This window comes from Gammaproteobacteria bacterium, assembly GCA_024235095.1.
GTDB lineage: Bacteria > Pseudomonadota > Gammaproteobacteria > Competibacterales > Competibacteraceae > UBA2383.
The window spans coordinates 137,699-156,235 of record JACKNC010000001.1 but is presented as its reverse complement, the minus strand read 5'-3'; the positions used below and the strand labels follow the sequence as shown (position 1 = coordinate 156,235).

The window sequence follows — 18,537 nt, the reverse complement described above, 5'->3', positions numbered from 1 at the left end:
AGATGGCTGAGTGATATGCGGAATGCCAGGTCAATTATCGCCGCGATGTTCAATCATCAGCCGTTCCCCATCGGTCACGGTTGCCCTGAACCCTGGCCAGCGATCCTGATGACCACCGATGATTTTTCGTTACCACTGCCAGAAGGAGAGACGTGAAAAAACCTACCCTTGTAAGGGGGTACTCGATCCTTCGGCGCGGATCATCTTCAAATCAGAAGACCACCGCTAAATCCTAGGCGATCATCGGGCGCAGCACACCGGCGACGACAGTCTCCACCGGGGCTTGATCATCGATCAGCGCATCCGGTAGTGCTCCAAACATGCTTTGAACAAACCGTTGATGATGGTATCGAGTCCACCGTCCAGTGGATCAAGCCACCCGAGGGTGGCCAAGGTGCATTTCTTGACCCGGCCCGCCTTCATCGCGAAAGGACTCGACCCATTGGACGTAGCGACGGCTGCCTGAGTTGGTAATCTTCACCAACATGCCGCCACTTTATCAGCGCGCTCATCCAAGTCAATCAAAATCTGGTGAGGTAGACGCGCCACCATAAAAGTGCTAGGGTTCTCTGGTCAAGATATTGTTTTTATTGAGTAACAGTAGTGATATTGAGGGCTGAACTATCGAACTCGGGTGGATGCGGTGTCGCAGTCATATCGCGTATCCGGTACTGTGTGAATCTGGTCTGTGTGTTTGATTTGAAACCTGGCAGCAGAGGTAACATGTGCCCGGATGGCCGATAGAATCCTTTTGAGAATGAGCGATAGTTAACAATAAAGGTTGTTAACTACAACTTTTATTGTTTATGCTATTTACTTGAAATATATTAAAAAAATAAAAATCTACCTTATTTTTAACAACAAAAATTATTAAAAATAATCTATCGAGATCCCAATCAAGCAATAATATTTAAAATTCAAATACCTATTTAAATTTTATTATTGGCTCATTATTTGCTTATATTTCTAAGGTCATGTTTTATCCGAAACAATCTGGACATGGAATGATGATGTAAAAATCTTAACTCACACTCCCCAGATTTTTGTGAACCACTTACTCAATCAGCCAGACCCTCGATTCAGGGAACTGATTGTCTGATAAAGTCGAACATCGCACTAATTGACATCGGTAAATTGGAGAACTGCAATGGCAAACGAGAAAAATCCTATGGGTCCGGTCATCACAAATAGCTTAATAAAGCGATTTCGTAAATCGATAGTCTGGCTGTATATCATCACCATTATGATTAGCATTCCGATTATTTATTTGGTCACACAGTACCAAGTACATGCGGAATCTAATAAAGAATTAACATTAATGTTGGATATGGTTACTTCTATGAGAGAGTACATCTCAAAGGATGTTCGCCCAGATCTCATGGAAGCAAAAATGTTTCAATCACCTACAATGTCTGGGGCTGTGGCAACAAGCAAGGTGGCTAACTATTTCATTAAAAGGCAACCTAACTACTATATTAAAGTTGCTTCTGATAATCCATTGAATCTAAAAAATATGGCGGGGCCGTTTGAAAAAAAATTATTAGATCAATATCGTGAAGATAGAAAATTAGATGAAATAATACAAATTGGCGAGATTAATGGCGAACGGTTTCTGGTTTCCTCTCGCCCCAGTGTAGCTAAAAAAGAATGTATGGTATGCCACGGTGATCCGAAAAGCGCCCCTATGCCAATAACTAGCAAATACGGCACGACAAGCGGCTATAATTATCAAACTGGCAGCGTTGTTGGCACAATTAACCTGGGTGTTCCATTAGCAGATGTCAATACTTTAGTGATTCAACGCGGGCTTGTAGCAGTAGGGATAATTACCTTGATTTTCAGCTTAATATTTCTAATAATTAACACCCTAGTAAAGAGAAACATTCTTCTGCCAATCGCAAACATTACGGAGGCGGCAGTTGTTCTAAGCAAAGGGAATCTTGAGCAAGAGATTAACGTTAAGCGGGATGGCAGCGAAATTGGTGAACTCGCTCATTCTTTTGAGTTATTGCGGCGCAGCTTAAAATGGACGATAGGGCAATCAAAAGGATAGCCAATATTCAGCGTGCTAGCTCCTTCATATACAGACGCTTCATTGCCGTCACAAGCTGATTGAGCTAGCACTTATCGTTACTTAGGTATCAATTTCCTAAATTCCATTTAAGGTTAATTGACATGAGCAATTCACAACCGTTATCTTTGGCTCAAGTAGTAGCCGAACTCCAGAAAATTTCTCAAGACAAACTCTCTGGCAATATGACTATTGTGACAGAAGATCGCCAAATGGTCCGAATTGGTCTTCTGAACGGCAACATCGTAACCTTGTCTTATAAGAATAAGCGGGGGGCGGAAGCACTATCGCTGATCCAGCAGATCAAACCTAACTGGTTTCAATTTATCAAGAGCAGCAGTGTCACTCCTGACCCTGATTGGCAACCTTCAACCACCGATATTTTTAATTTTCTCAGTGGCGGCAGTATTTCTTCTCCGAAATCGGGGGCAGTTAAAACGACCGCTAAAACACTTTCCCAGCAGACTCTGGAAGTGTTGAAAGAAGTATTGACTGAATTTATGGGCCCCGTAGCACCGGTGATCTGCAACAAGGTTCTACGACAGGATTTGAATCTGGACATGTCGATTGACTTGCTGGCTAAAGAAATTCCTGAATGGAAGGAGTCGCTTCAATTTAAAGAACAGGTTAGACAAAAACTCCTGATGGATCAGAGTCTAGCTACTACCTCTTAATCGGCTTAGTGTGGGGTGTAGGCCCAAATCCGAGAAAATTCTGTGAGGCGTTCTTTCGCCGATTTCTCGCCAAAACTTTCCCGATAACAACCCAAAATGGGAAAGTTTTTAACGCCTATCTGTAGCGAACTGCAATCATCGGTTTTTTTCGAGCACATTAAGTGATTCTATCGGTCGCGTTCAAACCACATTATTGCGAATGAAACCATAATAACGGCTTCCAAACCGCAATCATCGAGTGGGAATCAAATTCTCCGCAACGGAACCACGGACCGGGCGGTCGCACTCGTGAAAGGCAAGTAAACGACGATTATAGTCAAACAGTTTTTGGATAGTTCGCCATGTGCTCAGGCCACTACAGTATTCCTTGCTGGAAGGGCAATCAACATAAAACTGTTTGACTATAGCTTACCGCAAACCGCGAGTTTCCCCATGCCCAAGATGCGCACCAGCTTTCAGGGTCTGGTCCGGTTGCTGGCGAAAAGCCTGTATCCGGAGCCGGAAGTGTTTATTCGTGAACTGCTGCAAAACGCTCATGACAGCATCCAGTTACGCCAGGTTCACACGCCACAGCCGGCGGGTGAAATCCGTATTGATGTGGACGAAGCGAACCGGACGTTGCGCTTCGCCGACAACGGCAGCGGCATGGATCAGCGCGACATTGAGGAATTCCTGAGCGTCATCGGTAGCACCGGCACCGGTCATCACGCTCAGGAACTGGCGACGCGGGATGTGGCGGTGGCGACCATTGGTCAATTCGGTATCGGCTTGCTGTCCGCTTTTGTGGTAGCCGAGCAAGTCGAGGTTCTCACCCGTAAGTCTGGAGCGCTGCAAACCTGGCGCTGGGTCAATCATGGCGGCGAAGATTATCAACTGGAGGCGTTGCCAGCGACCGCGCAACCGCCTGGCACCCGAGTGATTGTCACTTTAGCGCCTGACCGGACCGACTTTCTGGACGGGCGATTAATTCGCCAAGTGGTGCGCCGCTATGCCGATTTTCTGCCGTTCCCGATTTTGTTGAACGGCTTTGGCCCGATCAACGCGGTTAATGCGCCTTGGCATGAACCGGGTTGGAGCGATCCTGTGGAACGGGAACGGTCGCTGGCGGCCTTTCTCAGCCAGCGCTACGCCGATCCGCCGCTGCTGGTTATTCCCATTGACTTGGCGCAACCGCGCGCATTGGGCGGGTTATTCATCCCGGCCCGCTACACGCCGGGCCAGTCGACCGGCGGTGCGGTCGACCTGTTTCAGGCGCGGATGGCGATTCGTCCGAACGATGCTGAGTTACTACCGGAATGGGCCGGTTTTGTGCGCGGCGTAGTGGATTGTCCCGACCTGCAACCGACCGCCGCTCGCGATAATGTATTGCGCGACGCCGCTTGGTCGGCCTTACGCACAGGGTTAGGGGAACGAATCGTCGCCAGCTTGCTCGATCTAGCGAACCATGATCAACCACGCTTTCTGCAACTTTGCGATTGGCAACATGACGCGATTAAGGGCATGGCGGCGCGTCATGCGGAATTCGGCGCAGCGGTGCTGGACTACTTGCCCTTTGAGACGCACCAAGGGCAATTGAGTTTGCCCGACATTCTGGCCCGCCAGCCCACCACGGAACAGGGTAAACGCCTGCTCTATTTTTTTACCCATGAGGCCGACGCCAATCAGTTTAATGCTCTCTGCCAGGCGCACGGGGTGCTGGCGATCAACGCAGGCCGGCCTTTTGATGAGACTTTATTGCGCCGCTATGCGCGTCAACACGCCGAGATGGTCGAATTGAAACCTCTGGATCGGTTGGATGATCCAGAATGGTATGAAAAACTGCCAGCAGAGGAACAAGCGACTTACCAGCGTTTGGCGCGCGCTGTAGACCGAGTGCTGGCGGAACGGGAAGTCGCGGTGCATACGCAGGTGCGCCGGTTTCAGCCCGCCACGCTCAGCGCCGTATTACTGACCGGCCAGCGCATTACAGCATTTGATGCGATGGAGCGAACGTTGGAAAAACCGTTTGCCCTGGACGGACTGGCGGAACTGGCGGGCGAGGTGCGCGACCGCTTGCGCCAATATCCGTTGACCTTGTTTTTAAACGCGGAACATCCTCTCGTACAACGCTTGGGCGCACTGACCGAACCAGATCATCCTCGTTATCGGTCGATCCTGACCGGGCTGTACTACAGCGCGCTGCTCAACGCTCAGCACCGGTTGACCCCGGCGGTCGCCCGGCGGTTTCATGCGGATTTGCAGGAATTACTGGGCGAGTATCTATCGCGGAGCTGCTAAATGCGGTGGTTTTTACCGATCTTCTATGTCGTGTGTGTTTTAGAAGCTCCCCCCTTTGAAAAAGAGGGGTTGGGGGGGATTTTGACGAGCGGCTTCGATCCACGGCGTTCAAATCCCCCCTCACCCCCCTTTGCTAAAGGGGGGAACCTATGATTCAAAACTTATCGAGAAACGGTATAAGCAAGATCAATTTCTTGCTTAGAATCTGGCCTGGTTTCTACATTAGCAAAACTATAGGCGCGCTCAGCCGATCAGCCCAAGAGTTTTCATGAATGATTCCCTGGGCGCACCCAGGCGCGGGGATGGGGTTCAAAGCCCAACTGGGCGTAGTAGGTATGGGCCTGGGGCGCGGCCAACAGCACGACCATACACGCGGGCGTCAATCGCTGTCGAGTTTCAAAAATCAGTTGTCGGCCAATACCTTGCCGTTGATAGGCGGCATCGACCGCCAGGTCCGCCAGATAAGCCACATAGGTGAAATCGGTCAAGGTGCGGGCGATGCCTACGCAGTACTCCTCATGCCAGGCCGTGATGATCAGATTTGCATGGTTCAACATTCCGGCCAACCGATCTGGTTGATCCACCGGACGCCGCTCACCGAGCGTGGAGCGCCGGTACAGATCCTGCGCCGCTTCAATGCTCAATGGCGCATTTTCTTTGTACACAAGGGTCATGATGTAGTCCCTTCCCTCCAGCGCCATAACGACGCCGCCAAGGCGATCCCGCCGCCGCTGGCGCAGAACAACACCAGTTCTCCGGGCTGCGGGCCGTTGCCGCGCTGAATGGCGTCGTCCAAGGCCATCGGGATACAGGCGGAACCGGTATAGCCATAGCGATCCATGATCCAGTGGGTCTTGGTCAGCGGTTGCCCCAACGCCGCCATGGCAGCTTCAATGACGCGCAGGTTGACCTGCGTGAAATAGTAGCGATCGACATCCTCCGGGCGCAGGCGGGTTCCGGTCGTGGCGCTCGCTTTGGCGAGTAGCCGCTCGATCAGCGGCGGCCACTGTTCGACGTTGAAGGTCGCCGGAAAGGGGCGCACGAACTGCACCACCGGCGGGCCGAATTGCGCCACGTGATCGGCGGTAGCCGGGCGAAAGGTTCCTCCGGTGTAGATGCCCAGGGCGTCATGGTATTCACCCGCCGCCGCCGTGACCGTGGCCAGCCAGCCAGGTGCTGAACCGGCGCCAACGATCACCGCACCGGCCCCATCGGCGAACAGGGTCGCAGTTTTCTTGTCGTTTCCGTCCAGGAACCGGCTCATGCCATACGCGCCAATCACCAGCACTGTGGTGTCTTCCGGTTCGGTAAGTATCTGCCGGGCCGCCAGGTCCAAGGCCGTGACCCATCCCGCACAGGCGCTGTTGACATCGAACACGCCGGCCCGGTGTGCGCCCAGCTTGGCTTGCACCACCGCTGCCGTGGCCGGGCTGAGATAATCCGGGGTATCGGTAGCGACGATGATTTGATCCAGCGCCGCCGGTTCCAGACCGGCCCGTTCCAGGGCCATACGCCCGGCGGCGACCGCCAAATCGGACGTGACCTGATCCTCGCGCAGATACCGGCGCTCGCGGATGCCGACATTCTCAACCAGCCAATCGTCCACCTTCTCGCCGAACCGGGCGGCGAAGTCGGCGTTGGTCACCACCCGGTCAGGCGCATTGCTCCCGGTGCTGAGGATTTGAGCATGATGCATCAGGAATTTCTTTTGGCATACGAAGCGGCTCGTTTTGCCGCAAAGTCGTGTTCTAATATTAGTTATTCTATCTCAAATCTGGAGAACCCCATGATAATCCATCACTCGGTCGAGGTGCGCAATGGACACCCCCGACACGCAACGCCGCAAATTCCATCATTCTGAATTATTACCCTGACGAGGCGCTTTCCATGAAAACCCGTTTATTAGGCCGCAACGGCCCTTCCGTCTCCGCCATCGGTCTAGGCTGTATGGGCATGAGTGATTTTTACAGTGGGCGCGATGAGGCCGAGTCCCTGGCGACGCTCCATCGTGCGCTGGAGTTAGGCATCACTCTGCTGGACACTGCCGATATGTACGGCCCCCACACCAATGAAGAACTAGTCGGTCGAGCGATCCGGGGGCAACGCGACCGCGTCGTTCTCGCCACCAAGTTTGGCGTCGTGCGCGACCCGCAAGATCCGACGCGGCGCGGTCTCAACAGTCGCCCCGAGTACATTCGCGCCGCCTGTGAGGGCAGCCTCCGGCGGTTGGGGGTGGAGACGATTGACTTGTATTACCAGCACCGGCTCGACCCGGACACGCCCATTGAGGACACCGTGGGCGCTATGGCGGACTTGGTGCGCGCTGGCAAGGTGCGCTGGCTCGGGTTGTCGGAGGTCTCCGCCGCCACCCTCACGCGGGCCTATGCGGTCCACCCGATCGCGGCGGTGCAATCCGAATATTCCCTGTGGAGCCGTGACCCGGAAACCGACGGGGTCTTGGCGGCGTGCCGTCGCTTCGGGGTCAGCTTCGTCGCCTATAGTCCCCTCGGACGTGGCTTTCTGACTGGCGCGATCCGGCGTCCGGAAGATTTTGCCGATGACGACTACCGGCGCACCAGCCCGCGTTTTCAGGGCGAGAACTTCGCCCGGAATTTGGCCCTCGTCGACAAGATCGAGATGCTGGCCCGGCAGAAAGGCTGTACGCCGGCCCAATTGGCCTTGGCTTGGGTGCTGGCCCAAGGGGAAGACATTATCCCGATTCCCGGCACCAAGCGGCGGCGCTATCTGGAGGACAATGTGGGCGCGGTCGACATCATGTTGACTCCGACGGAGTATGCTGAGTTGGCGACTGCTTTTCCGCCCGATGCAGCCGCGGGCCTGCGGTATCCAGCCGAGATGATGCAGCTGGTCAATGTGTGAAGCCGGGGCGACCGGTTGCCCTACCATTGGCAATCCCCACCTCGCCCAGCACGAAGTAGGGCTGGCTTTGGTCGATCCGGTTAGCAGCCAGCGCAGGTGGCCAAAGCACCGTTTCAAATGAAAAGGTATTCGCCACAATCGTTTGCTGGAAATAAGGTATAGAGTTTACCATACTCTCTTTACGGGTATATGAAATGGCAGCGGTGTAAGCGTTCATTTCCCCCCTTTGAAAAAGGAGGCCGGGAGGGATTCCGCACGGGCGACGGGGCCAAAATCCCCCCTTACCCCCCTTTGCTAAAGGGGGGACTGAACGGTTACGCAGCAGTGAGAACCTGATTTCCCCTCGATAGAGATTGCTCCTATGGCGACATTACGTCCTGTTGATCGCTTTTCCCTGTTTTTCGGGCTGATGCTGCTGACTCGCCTCAGTCTGGCCCAAGTTACCCTGGACGGGACGCTCGGGCCGGCGGGGCCGTTGTCCGGGCCGAACTACGCCATTCCCGCTGAGGTGGGCCAACAACACGGCGGCAATCTGTTTCATAGCTTTGGCCAGTTCTCGATTCATGCCGGGGAATCCGCGACCTTTAGCGGGCCAAATTCAGTGAGCAACATCATTGGCCGGGTGACGGGTGGGCAGGCGTCCACAATTGACGGGTTGCTGCGCTCGACTATTCCCGGCGCGAATCTGTATTTGCTCAATCCAGCGGGACTTCTGTTCGGGGAAAATGCCCGGCTGGACGTGTCCGGGTCGTTCCACGCCAGCACGGCGGATTATTTGCGCTTGGGTGAGGGCGGGCGGTTTGAGGCGCTAACGCCCGGAAACAGTGTGTTGACAGTCGCGCCGGTGGAGGCGTTTGGGTTTCTCGGGGAGATGCCGGGGCGGATCGACATCAACGGCAGCTATCTGCATGGGGCAGAAGGACAAACGCTGTCGCTAATTGGCGGGGATGTGACGCTGACGAATGCGACGGTGTACGCGCCGGCGGGGCGGTTGAATGTAGCGGCGGTCGGTTCGGCGGGGGCGGTGATCCCCACAGATACGGATTTGGTCATGCAGGGGTTTGGGCGGTTGGGGACGTTAACAATGAAGCGTGACCCTGATGCGCCGCGCAAGATGGTCGATATGGGAAATGGGTTTGCTGATGTGCCTTTGGGTGATATGGACACCAGCGGCGCAGGCGGCGGCGCGCTGTTCATTCGCGGCGGGGAGTGGGTGAACTGGGGCGGGATGGTGTTTGCCGATACCTACGGGGCGCAGGCAGGGCGGGATGTGAATGTACAGATCGCGGGGGGGATGCGCTTTATCGGGAATGCCCGATTGACAGCAGATACCGCAGCAGGTGACGCCGGGTCGATCACGGTTGAGGCAGGGAATTTGTCGCTGGACGGGAGTGCTGTACAAAGCGCTACTTTCGGCGCAGGTGATGCGGGCCGCGTCGACCTCAATATTGCCGACACCCTCACGGTGCAGAATGGGGGGCAAATTAGCGCCGACACTTGGGGCGAAGGCCCTGCCGGGGACGTGACGGTGAATGCCCGGAATCTGTTGGTGGATGGGATGGGAGCGGAGACTTTCACCGGCCTGGCCAGCGATGCCGAAGACGGCACCGGAGCTGGAGGGAGCGTGAACCTCAATATTGCTGACACCCTCACGGTGCAGAATGGGGGGGAAATCAGTGCTGGTACCTTTAGCGAAGGCCCCGCCGGGGACGTGACCGTGAGCGTCGGCAATCTGCTCGTGGATGGGATGGGGTATGACGGCTTTACTGGAATTTCCAGCCAGGCCAACTCTACCGCGCTCGGTGATGGAGGAAACGTGACCGTGAGCGTGACCGATACTCTCACGGTGCAGAATGGGGGGGAAATCAGTGCTGGCACCTTTAGCGAAGGCCCTGCCGGGGACGTGACGGTGAATGCCCGGAATCTGTTGGTAGATCGGATGGGAGCGGAGACCGTTACCGGCCTGGTCAGCAACGCTAATTCCGACTCCACCGGGGCCGGGGGGAGCGTGAATCTCACCCTTACCGACACCCTCACGGTGCAGAATGGGGGGCAAATTAGCGCCGACACTTGGGGCGAAGGCCCTGCCGGGGACGTGACGGTGAATGCCCGGAATCTGTTGGTGGATGGGATGGGAGCGGAGACTTTCACCGGCCTGGCCAGCGATGCCGAAGACGGCACCGGAGCTGGAGGGAGCGTGAACCTCAATATTGCTGACACCCTCACGGTGCAGAATGGGGGGGAAATCAGTGCTGGCACCTTTAGCGAAGGCCCCGCCGGGGACGTGACCGTGAGCGTCGGCAATCTGCTCGTGGATGGGATGGGGTATGACGGCTTTACTGGAATTTCCAGCCAGGCCAACTCTACCGCGCTCGGTGATGGAGGAAACGTGACCGTGAGCGTGACCGATACTCTCACGGTGCAGAATGGGGGGGAAATCAGTGCTGGCACCTTTAGCGAAGGCCCTGCCGGGGACGTGACGGTGAATGCCCGGAATCTGTTGGTAGATCGGATGGGAGCGGAGACCGTTACCGGCCTGGTCAGCAACGCTAATTCCGGCTCCACCGGGGCCGGGGGGAGCGTGAATCTCACCCTTACCGACACCCTCACGGTGCAGAATGGGGGGCAAATTAGCGCCGACACTTGGGGCGAAGGCCCTGCCGGGGACGTGACGGTGAATGCCCGGAATCTGTTGGTGGATGGGATGGGATCAGAGTTCTTCACCGGCCTGGCCAGCGATGCCGAAGACGGCACCGGAGCTGGAGGGAGCGTGAACCTCAATATTGCTGACACCCTCACGGTGCAGAATGGGGGGGAAATCAGTGCTGGCACCTTTAGCGAAGGCCCTGCCGGGGACGTGACGGTGAATGCCCGGAATCTGTTGGTGGATGGGATGGGAGCGGAGACTTTCACCGGCCTGGCCAGCGATGCCGAAGACGGCACCGGAGCTGGAGGGAGCGTGAACCTCAATATTGCTGACACCCTCACGGTGCAGAATGGGGGGGAAATCAGTGCTGGTACCTTTAGCGAAGGCCCCGCCGGGGACGTGACCGTGAGCGTCGGCAATCTGCTCGTGGATGGGATGGGGTATGACGGCTTTACTGGAATTTCCAGCCAGGCCAACTCTACCGCGCTCGGTGATGGAGGAAACGTGACCGTGAGCGTGACCGATACTCTCACGGTGCAGAATGGGGGGGAAATCAGTGCTGGCACCTTTAGCGAAGGCCCTGCCGGGGACGTGACGGTGAATGCCCGGAATCTGTTGGTAGATCGGATGGGAGCGGAGACCGTTACCGGCCTGGTCAGCAACGCTAATTCCGGCTCCACCGGGGCCGGGGGGAGCGTGAATCTCACCCTTACCGACACCCTCACGGTGCAGAATGGGGGGCAAATTAGCGCCGACACTTGGGGCGAAGGCCCTGCCGGGGACGTGACGGTGAATGCCCGGAATCTGTTGGTGGATGGGATGGGATCAGAGTTCTTCACCGGCCTGGCCAGCAGTGCTAATTCCGGCTCCACCGGGGCCGGGGGGAGCGTGAATCTCACCCTTACCGACATCCTCACCGTGCAGAATGGCGGGACCATCCGCGCCAGCACCTTTGGCACAGGCCCTGCCGGGGACGTGACGGTGAATGCCCGGAATCTGTTGGTAGATCGGATGGGAGCGGAGACCTTCACCGGCCTGGCCAGCCAAGCTAATTCCGGCTCCACCGGGGCCGGGGGGAGCGTGAATCTCACCCTTACCGACACCCTCACGGTGCAGAATGGGGGGCAAATTAGCGCCGACACTTGGGGCGAAGGCCCTGCCGGGGACGTGACCGTGAGCGTCGGCAATCTGCTCGTGGATGGGATGGGGTATGACGGCTTTACTGGAATTTCCAGCCAGGCCAACTCTACCGCGCTCGGTGATGGAGGAAACGTGACCGTGAGCGTGACCGATACTCTCACGGTGCAGAATGGGGGGGAAATCAGTGCTGGTACCTTTAGCGAAGGCCCTGCCGGGGACGTGACGGTGAATGCCCGGAATCTGTTGGTAGATCGGATGGGAGCGGGGACCGTTACCGGCCTGGTCAGCAACGCTAATTCCGGCTCCACCGGAGCCGGGGGGAGCGTGAACCTCACCCTTGCCGACACCCTCACGGTGCAGAATGGGGGGGAAATCAGTGCTGGTACCTTTAGCGAAGGCCCTGCCGGGGACGTGACGGTGAATGCCCGGAATCTGCTGGTGGATGGGATGGGATCAGAGTTCTTCACCGGCCTGGCCAGCAGTGCTAATTCCGGCTCCACCGGGGCCGGGGGGAGCGTGAATCTCACCCTTACCGACATCCTCACCGTGCAGAATGGCGGGACCATCCGCGCCAGCACCTTTGGCACAGGCCCTGCCGGGGACGTGACGGTGAATGCCCGGAATCTGTTGGTAGATCGGATGGGAGCGGAGACCGTTACCGGCCTGGTCAGCAACGCTAATTCCGACTCCACCGGGGCCGGGGGGAGCGTGAATCTCACCCTTACCGACACCCTCACGGTGCAGAATGGGGGGCAAATTAGCGCCGACACTTGGGGCGAAGGCCCTGCCGGGGACGTGACGGTGAATGCCCGGAATCTGTTGGTGGATGGGATGGGATCAGAGTTCTTCACCGGCCTGGCCAGCGATGCCGAAGACGGCACCGGAGCTGGAGGGAGCGTGAACCTCAATATTGCTGACACCCTCACGGTGCAGAATGGGGGGGAAATCAGTGCTGGCACCTTTAGCGAAGGCCCTGCCGGGGACGTGACGGTGAGCGTCGGCAATCTGCTCGTGGATGGGATGGGGTATGACGGCTTTACTGGAATTTCCAGCCAGGCCAACTCTACCGCGCTCGGTGATGGAGGAAACGTGACCGTGAGCGTGACCGATACTCTCACGGTGAAAAATGACGGGCGAATCAGCGTCCGATCCTTTAGTGACGAAGGCAACGCAGGTGAATTAAAAGTCAATGCCCCTTATCTGACTCTGACCGATGGCGGCAGCATTGTCGCTACTGCATCGGACACCACTGGCGGCAACGTCACGATCAACGCCGATTACCTTAAGTTACTCAACGGTAGCGAAATCAGTTCCTCGGCAGGCGGCAACATCTCTAACAGCGACGGCGGCAATGTCACTATTCACAGCACCAACATCGTCGCGCTGGACGGTAGCACCGTGACTGCCCGTGCTGAAGAATTTCAGGGGGGCCGCATCCGCATCGAAGCCCAAGCCTTCCTACACGATGCGCCTACGGTTGACGACGTTCTAAGCGCCACTGGTGGCCGCAGCGGCAACGACGGCACCGTGGAAGTCAACGCCCCGACCACAGATATCAGCGGTAGCCTGGCCAACCTCAACACGCCCTACCTCGATGTCTCCCACCACATCAGCCGACACTGTGACAGCGGCGACCGCGACGAGCGCAGTCATTTCCTGATTCATGGCCGGGGCGCATTGCCGCTCGGGCCAGACGAGGCGATGCCCGCGCCCCTCAGTCGCTGTCTGCCGACGGAACCCGTGGCGCTGGCTTCTTCGGCAGCGAACTCCCGCCAGGATGTCCCCGCCGCGCCGGTCTCGGTGCAACCGCCTCCTGGGGCCGAGTTCGGTTTCAATAACCGGTGAAGCGATGAGCGTTCGGGGTTCGCTATTTCCTAATGCCACGGAGCCTCCCCCCTTTGAAAAAGGGGGGCCGGGGGGGATTTTGACCTGTGGCTGGAACTCACGGCGTTCAAATCCCCCCCGGCCCCCCTTTGCTAAAGGGGGGAATCCAGCGTTCAAAACTTACCGGGAAACGGTATAACTTAAACATCCCGATTTAAGTATCCAAAAAATCGGGGTCAGTACAGCCCACTGTCCATGAACCTACTTCATCCCCTTCCCGAGAAGCTCACTGAGGAAGCGTTCACTGAACTGCTGCGTCATGACGCCGTGCGCATCGAGCGGATTGTCTCGAACGGCCACGCCTCCCCGGACGGCTTCTGGTATGATCAGGACGAAAACGAATGGGTGTTGTTGCTGGAGGGGGAAGCCGGTATCGAATTCGCCGATGGCGAGCGGGTTCACCTGACGCGGGGCGATGCGCTGAACCTGCCCGCGCATACCCGGCATCGGGTGACGTATACTTCGCGCCCCGCCATCTGGCTGGCGGTGTTTTACCGTCACCGGCCCTCGTAAAAGCAAGCCTGGAAGACAAAGATTGACTAAAACTGTGGTTGTTCTGGCCGTTGGCAATCCAAGTCGGGGGGATGACGCCCTGGGTCCCTTGTTCCTGGAGCAACTAGCGGCTGAGCAGGAACAACGTAGCGACTGGGGGAACATTGAGTTGCTGACCGACTTCCAGTTGCAGATCGAACATGCCGTTGATCTGGAGGGCCGGGCGCTGGCCCTGTTTGTGGACGCCAGCGTATCCTGTCCAGCGCCGCACCAGTTGACCCGTCTCCAACCGTCGCGGGATACCAGCTATACCAGCCATGCGCTGTCGCCAACTGCGGTGCTGCACGTTTATCAACTAATTAATCAAACGCCACCGCCGCCAGCGTTTCAACTGGCGATTCGCGGCGAGCGATTTGAACTGGGCGAGTCTTTAAGCGCGACAGCGGAGACCCACCTTGCAGCAGCAATCGAATTCGCCAGACGGCTGCTGGCGCGGCCCGATGTTGAAACATGGATGGACTGGGCGGCTATTTGACTGAGCAGCGCGCTACGAATTGCCCGATCCGTTCCAGCGCCTCCCGCGCTTCCGGGAGAATCGGTTCAAACAAGTGCCAGACATGCAGCATATCCGGCCAGGTTTCCAGTTTCGCCTGAGTTCCGGCAATGCGCGCCTTGTTCACATAGCGACGGGCGTCGCCCAACATCATTTCGGCTTCGCTGACCTGGATCAGCACCGGCGGCAATCCCGACAAATCGCTAAAAATCGGTGAGAGCAACGGATTGGGCGGCATCATGCGATTGATGGCCCAGAAAATGAGCAGCCGGATGGAAAAGGGAATTTTCATGAATTTGCCCAAACCCGGACCGAGCATCCAGTCGGATTGGGCATGGCTCTTGAGGGTGGGACTGGAGAAGGTCATATCTACGCTGGGCGAGAGGGCGATCGCGCCGTCAGCCGCGCGCAAACCGGCGTCACGCGCCCAGGCGATCAGCATGAGCGCCAGACCGCCGCCCGCCGAGTCGCCGGCGACGAACAATTCCTGAACGGGCGCCGATTCCTCGGGAGCGTGGTCGAGAATCCAGCGATAACCGGTCTGGCAATCAGCGATCAAGTCTCGCCGCGTATGTTCCGGCATCAGCCGATAATCCAACGCCAACACTGAAGCGCCCGTGATCCGGGCCAATTGCGTGGTGATCACCCGATGGCCATGCGGGCAACCGCTAATGAAACTGCCGCCATGCAGATAAAGCAGGCGGCGATTCGGGTCAGCATCCGGGGCCAGCACCCATTCGCCGGCAACGCCGCCGGCATCGACTTGGCGAATCTGGTATCCCGAATGACTTGCGAGCAGGGAGGGTTCTACAAATCCACGCGCCATGACCTTGCGGACGGTTTCCAGCCATTGTTTCCGTGGAGCGGTGCGAATTTCGGTCTGCGCCTGTTCCAGCAACCGCAAGACTTCCTGATGTTCGGGACTGGCGTGGTCGCGCGAGCCGGTGCGAGCGTTAGGGATCGGTTGATCGTAACTCCGCAGACTGGGGCCTTTGAGGAAAATCTGGATGAGCAGCCAGGCGGCAAGAAGGATGGATAACACTCCGGCCAAGGTGATCAGTGTCCAATCCGGCATCAATTTTTGCTCCCATTACATTGGATAATCGCCGATAAACCAATAATGTTTTCGATGGCCATGCCTGTTTATCGGATTGTAACCGTTCAGTCCCCCCCTTTGGCAAAGGGGGGTTAGGGGGGATTTTGGCCCCGTCGCCCGTGCGCAATCCCCCCCAGCCCCCCTTTTTCAAAGGGGGGAGGTGAATGCTTACACCGGATTTAATCATATCTGTTCAAATCATGACTAACCACAGTCAAGCTCAATGCGCGAAATAACGGGTCAGCCTATAATTCTGATATGCAAAAAACGTTGTCCCTGTAGTCACCGGCGCTAACCCACGCCTCAGAGGAGACCCAAAGCATGGTGCTGCGCCTGCTGCAATCCATTTTCACTACCGCCCCCAACAAACCGGGCAAGTTTGATGAAGCGTTGATTCGATCCGCAATTGAGCGGGTGGTAGACGGCACCGATCCGCGCCTGCGTGCGGTCAGACACTATCAGCGCAAATTGCGCGACGCCGTGGAGCAGGCCATCGAATTCGTGGTCGCCTTTGTCGACACCTTTCCGCCGGCGGTCGAACTCAGCCGGCGCAGTTTCACGACCGATCCCCGAGTGCGCGCACTGTTCGCCTCGCCAGAACAACTGCGGGAAGTCATCAGCTTCAGTCAGGGGATGCTCGGCTATCTCGACCAAAACCCTGGTCCGTTGCCCGAGACGCTTTATGCGGTTCTCGTGGCGGAACGGGTCGAGAAAAACATCATCGGCATGGATTTACAGGGCGACTTGATGCGGCGCGACGTTGTGCAAACCGTGGTGAATTTCCATGACCCGCGCGTCTCTCTGCCGACCGACAGTGCGACCGAGAGTCGCCACAACGCCATGAATCGGGTATTCGACTACCTGGTTGAGATTGCGCTGCAACGCCTGCTCTCCACCCGCAGCCGCAAGCAGCAACTGGAGCAGCAACAGCGCCTGCTGTTGCAGAAAAAGGCGCAACTCTACAAAGCCAGTACGCTGGCGTTGGAACCGCTGATGGAAATCCGGGTTCCCGCCGCGCCCGACGCTGGCGCGCTGGAAAAGCAGTTGCAGGAAATCGAAACCGAGTTGACGCACATCCGCATCAGTTCCGCCACCATTGAAAACCATCTGGCGAAAGTCGCTGCAACCTTGCGCGAGCCGGAAAAACACCTGCGGTTGGAACGGGTCATCCTGCATCTCAACCACATGAACGTCAAGATGTCGGCGAATTCGCGGCATAACACGAACATGCTGGAATTCGATGAGATTGTGTTGCGTCAGGATGCGCGCCGCTTCACCATGTTGTTTGCGCGCTTTCCCAGCAGTGAACTGTTGCCGCAACCCGATTTCCTGGAACAAGCGCGCCGGATGTTGACGCCACGGGTGATGACCTGAACTCATCCCTTCGCGCTGTCGGGCAACGCTTCGCTTTGATCCGGCCTATCGTTCTGACGCTAACCGATGCGCATGGCGCGTCGTTTCCGGCAGGCGGTAGCGGGTACAGCAGGCCATTACATAGTGAATGGCCGTATCCAGGCTGATCCGGTGACCGGGCGAAATGTACAGCGGTTTGACATTGGGTCGGGTTCGCAATACCGCGCCAATGATTTCACCCTTCGCCCACAACGGCGCCCATGCGCCACGCTGATTCAGCGGGTCGTCGTGTGCACCGCATAAGCGAGTCTTGGCCACGCCAATCGATGGAATATCCACCAGCAAACCCAGATGGCTAGCGATGCCCAAGCGCCGGGGATGGGCAATGCCTTGTCCGTCGCACAGCAACAGGTCCGGCGGTTTCCGCAACTGTTCCAACGCCTCCAGCACGGCGGGCAGTTCGCGGAAGGAGAGGAGTCCCGGCACGTAGGGAAAGGAGGTCGGACGACGGGCGATAGCGGTTTCCAGCACCTCCAGTTCCGGGTAGCGCAGCACCGCAATGGCCGCACGGGTCACAGCGCCGCTTTCCTCAAATCCGACATCGACTCCGGCCACCCGCCGCACCGCCGCCAACCGATCCTCCAGAATCAGATGAGGACGCAATTCCCGCTGCAAGGCGATAGCTTCGGCGGGACTGAGATTCCAGGAATGGACGACAGTGGTTTTCATCCCGGTCGGGGATTGAGTCATATCACTCAGCGCAAATAACCAAGTCGCCGTAAAATCCCCAGACCAGTGATTCCCAGCGCTGCGCCGGCTGCCGAAGACAGCAGGAAGGGGAGAATCAGCAGGGTCAACGCCAGGTCTTTACCCATCAGGTAAGGCGCAACCAGCAGCGCGCCAATCGACGCGCCAATCAAGCCCGTGCCAATGATTTCACCCAAAGCGGTAAAATACACATTGCGGGTATAGCGGTAGGCCAGTCCGGCCAGCACCACGCCAAACACGCTGCCGGGAAAGGCAAGCGGCGTACCCAAACCGATGGCGTTGCGGATCAGCGAAGTCACCAGCGCAATGGCCAGTCCCCACCAGGGGCCAACCAGCGCCCCAGCGATGACGTTGATGAAGTGTTGAGTCGGCGATATCTTGGCGATGCCGATGGGAATGCTAATCGGCGACAGGGCGACCGCCAGCGCCGCCAACGCGACGCTGTAAGCGATCAGGCGAGTAGGCGGGATCGCGCCTTGCGCCGAGGTGTTAGGTGAGTCGTGGATCGACATATCCGGGATTTTCCTGTCCAGATTTCCTGTTTCCGGGGAATTCGGCGCTGTTTCAGAATAGCTGTGCTTCAGGCATAACCTGGGTATTTTAGCCCAAGCTCAACACGATTTCCGATAAACTCCCGTCAATGCTTACCTCCCTTCTACCCGATCTGCCCCATGATGAGGAACTGACAGGTAGTAAGATCAC

General features: G+C 57.2%; 14 protein-coding genes. 8 read left to right on the top strand and 6 right to left on the bottom strand.

All coding sequences use genetic code 11. From position 1 onward, the window contains the following. Positions 1–1,147: 1,147 nt before the first annotated feature. The 3 genes from H6973_00640 (at position 1,148) to H6973_00630 (ending at position 5,022) form a co-directional block, all read left to right on the top strand. A complete protein-coding gene (locus tag H6973_00640) occupies positions 1,148–2,053 on the top strand; it encodes a DUF3365 domain-containing protein (protein MCP5124175.1) in 906 nt (301 codons plus the stop codon). A gap of 122 nt (positions 2,054–2,175) precedes the next feature. After that, complete coding sequence (locus tag H6973_00635) at positions 2,176–2,745, top strand: hypothetical protein (GenBank protein MCP5124174.1); 570 nt, start codon at positions 2,176–2,178, stop codon at positions 2,743–2,745. 432 nt (positions 2,746–3,177) lie between these two features. Next, positions 3,178–5,022: an ATP-binding protein gene (locus H6973_00630; GenBank protein ID MCP5124173.1), complete on the top strand. Its 1,845-nt coding sequence runs from the start codon at positions 3,178–3,180 to the stop codon at positions 5,020–5,022. Positions 5,023–5,288: 266 nt separating this feature from the next. Here the strand turns inward: H6973_00630 and H6973_00625 are convergent, their stop codons facing one another. Further along, a complete protein-coding gene (locus tag H6973_00625) occupies positions 5,289–5,696 on the bottom strand; it encodes a GNAT family N-acetyltransferase (GenBank protein ID MCP5124172.1) in 408 nt (135 codons plus the stop codon). Beyond that, on the bottom strand, positions 5,693–6,718 hold the full coding sequence (locus tag H6973_00620) for a ketoacyl-ACP synthase III (protein MCP5124171.1): 1,026 nt from the start codon (positions 6,716–6,718) through the stop codon (positions 5,693–5,695). The genes H6973_00625 and H6973_00620 overlap by 4 nt, the downstream gene beginning before the upstream one ends. A 191-nt stretch (positions 6,719–6,909) precedes the next feature. Between H6973_00620 and H6973_00615 the strand changes: the two genes are divergently transcribed. Then, positions 6,910–7,902 carry an aldo/keto reductase gene (locus H6973_00615; protein MCP5124170.1) on the top strand — a complete coding sequence of 331 codons (993 nt, stop codon included), beginning with the start codon at positions 6,910–6,912 and terminating at the stop codon, positions 7,900–7,902. Here the strand turns inward: H6973_00615 and H6973_00610 are convergent. Next, the gene (locus tag H6973_00610) at positions 7,892–8,119 is read right to left on the bottom strand and encodes a hypothetical protein (protein ID MCP5124169.1); all 228 of its coding nucleotides are present in this window, start codon (positions 8,117–8,119) and stop codon (positions 7,892–7,894) included. The two genes, H6973_00615 and H6973_00610, sit on opposite strands and share 11 nt — an antisense overlap. A gap of 144 nt (positions 8,120–8,263) precedes the next feature. On the opposite strand from H6973_00610, the gene H6973_00605 reads away from it, so the two are divergent. The 3 genes from H6973_00605 (at position 8,264) to H6973_00595 (ending at position 14,600) form a co-directional block, all read left to right on the top strand. Then, positions 8,264–13,534, top strand: a complete 5,271-nt coding sequence (locus tag H6973_00605; GenBank protein ID MCP5124168.1) for a filamentous hemagglutinin N-terminal domain-containing protein — start codon at positions 8,264–8,266, stop codon at positions 13,532–13,534. Between the two features lie 234 nt (positions 13,535–13,768). Beyond that, a complete protein-coding gene (locus tag H6973_00600) occupies positions 13,769–14,086 on the top strand; it encodes a cupin domain-containing protein (protein MCP5124167.1) in 318 nt (105 codons plus the stop codon). Between the two features lie 22 nt (positions 14,087–14,108). Further along, positions 14,109–14,600, top strand: coding sequence for a hydrogenase maturation protease (locus H6973_00595; GenBank protein MCP5124166.1), 492 nt, complete (start codon positions 14,109–14,111; stop codon positions 14,598–14,600). On the opposite strand, the gene H6973_00590 is transcribed toward H6973_00595, so the two are convergent. Beyond that, positions 14,593–15,693: an alpha/beta hydrolase gene (locus tag H6973_00590; protein ID MCP5124165.1), complete on the bottom strand. Its 1,101-nt coding sequence runs from the start codon at positions 15,691–15,693 to the stop codon at positions 14,593–14,595. The two genes, H6973_00595 and H6973_00590, sit on opposite strands and share 8 nt — an antisense overlap. A gap of 342 nt (positions 15,694–16,035) precedes the next feature. Here H6973_00590 and H6973_00585 point away from each other — a divergent pair, with 342 nt between their 5' ends. Next, positions 16,036–17,088, top strand: a complete 1,053-nt coding sequence (locus H6973_00585) for a hypothetical protein (protein ID MCP5124164.1) — start codon at positions 16,036–16,038, stop codon at positions 17,086–17,088. A 45-nt stretch (positions 17,089–17,133) separates the two neighbouring features. Here the strand turns inward: H6973_00585 and nfi are convergent, their stop codons facing one another. Beyond that, positions 17,134–17,796, bottom strand: coding sequence for a deoxyribonuclease V (gene nfi / locus H6973_00580; GenBank protein ID MCP5124163.1), 663 nt, complete (start codon positions 17,794–17,796; stop codon positions 17,134–17,136). Positions 17,797–17,822: 26 nt separating this feature from the next. Continuing rightward, positions 17,823–18,347, bottom strand: a complete 525-nt coding sequence (gene thiW / locus H6973_00575) for an energy coupling factor transporter S component ThiW (protein MCP5124162.1) — start codon at positions 18,345–18,347, stop codon at positions 17,823–17,825. Positions 18,348–18,537: the final 190 nt, after the last annotated feature.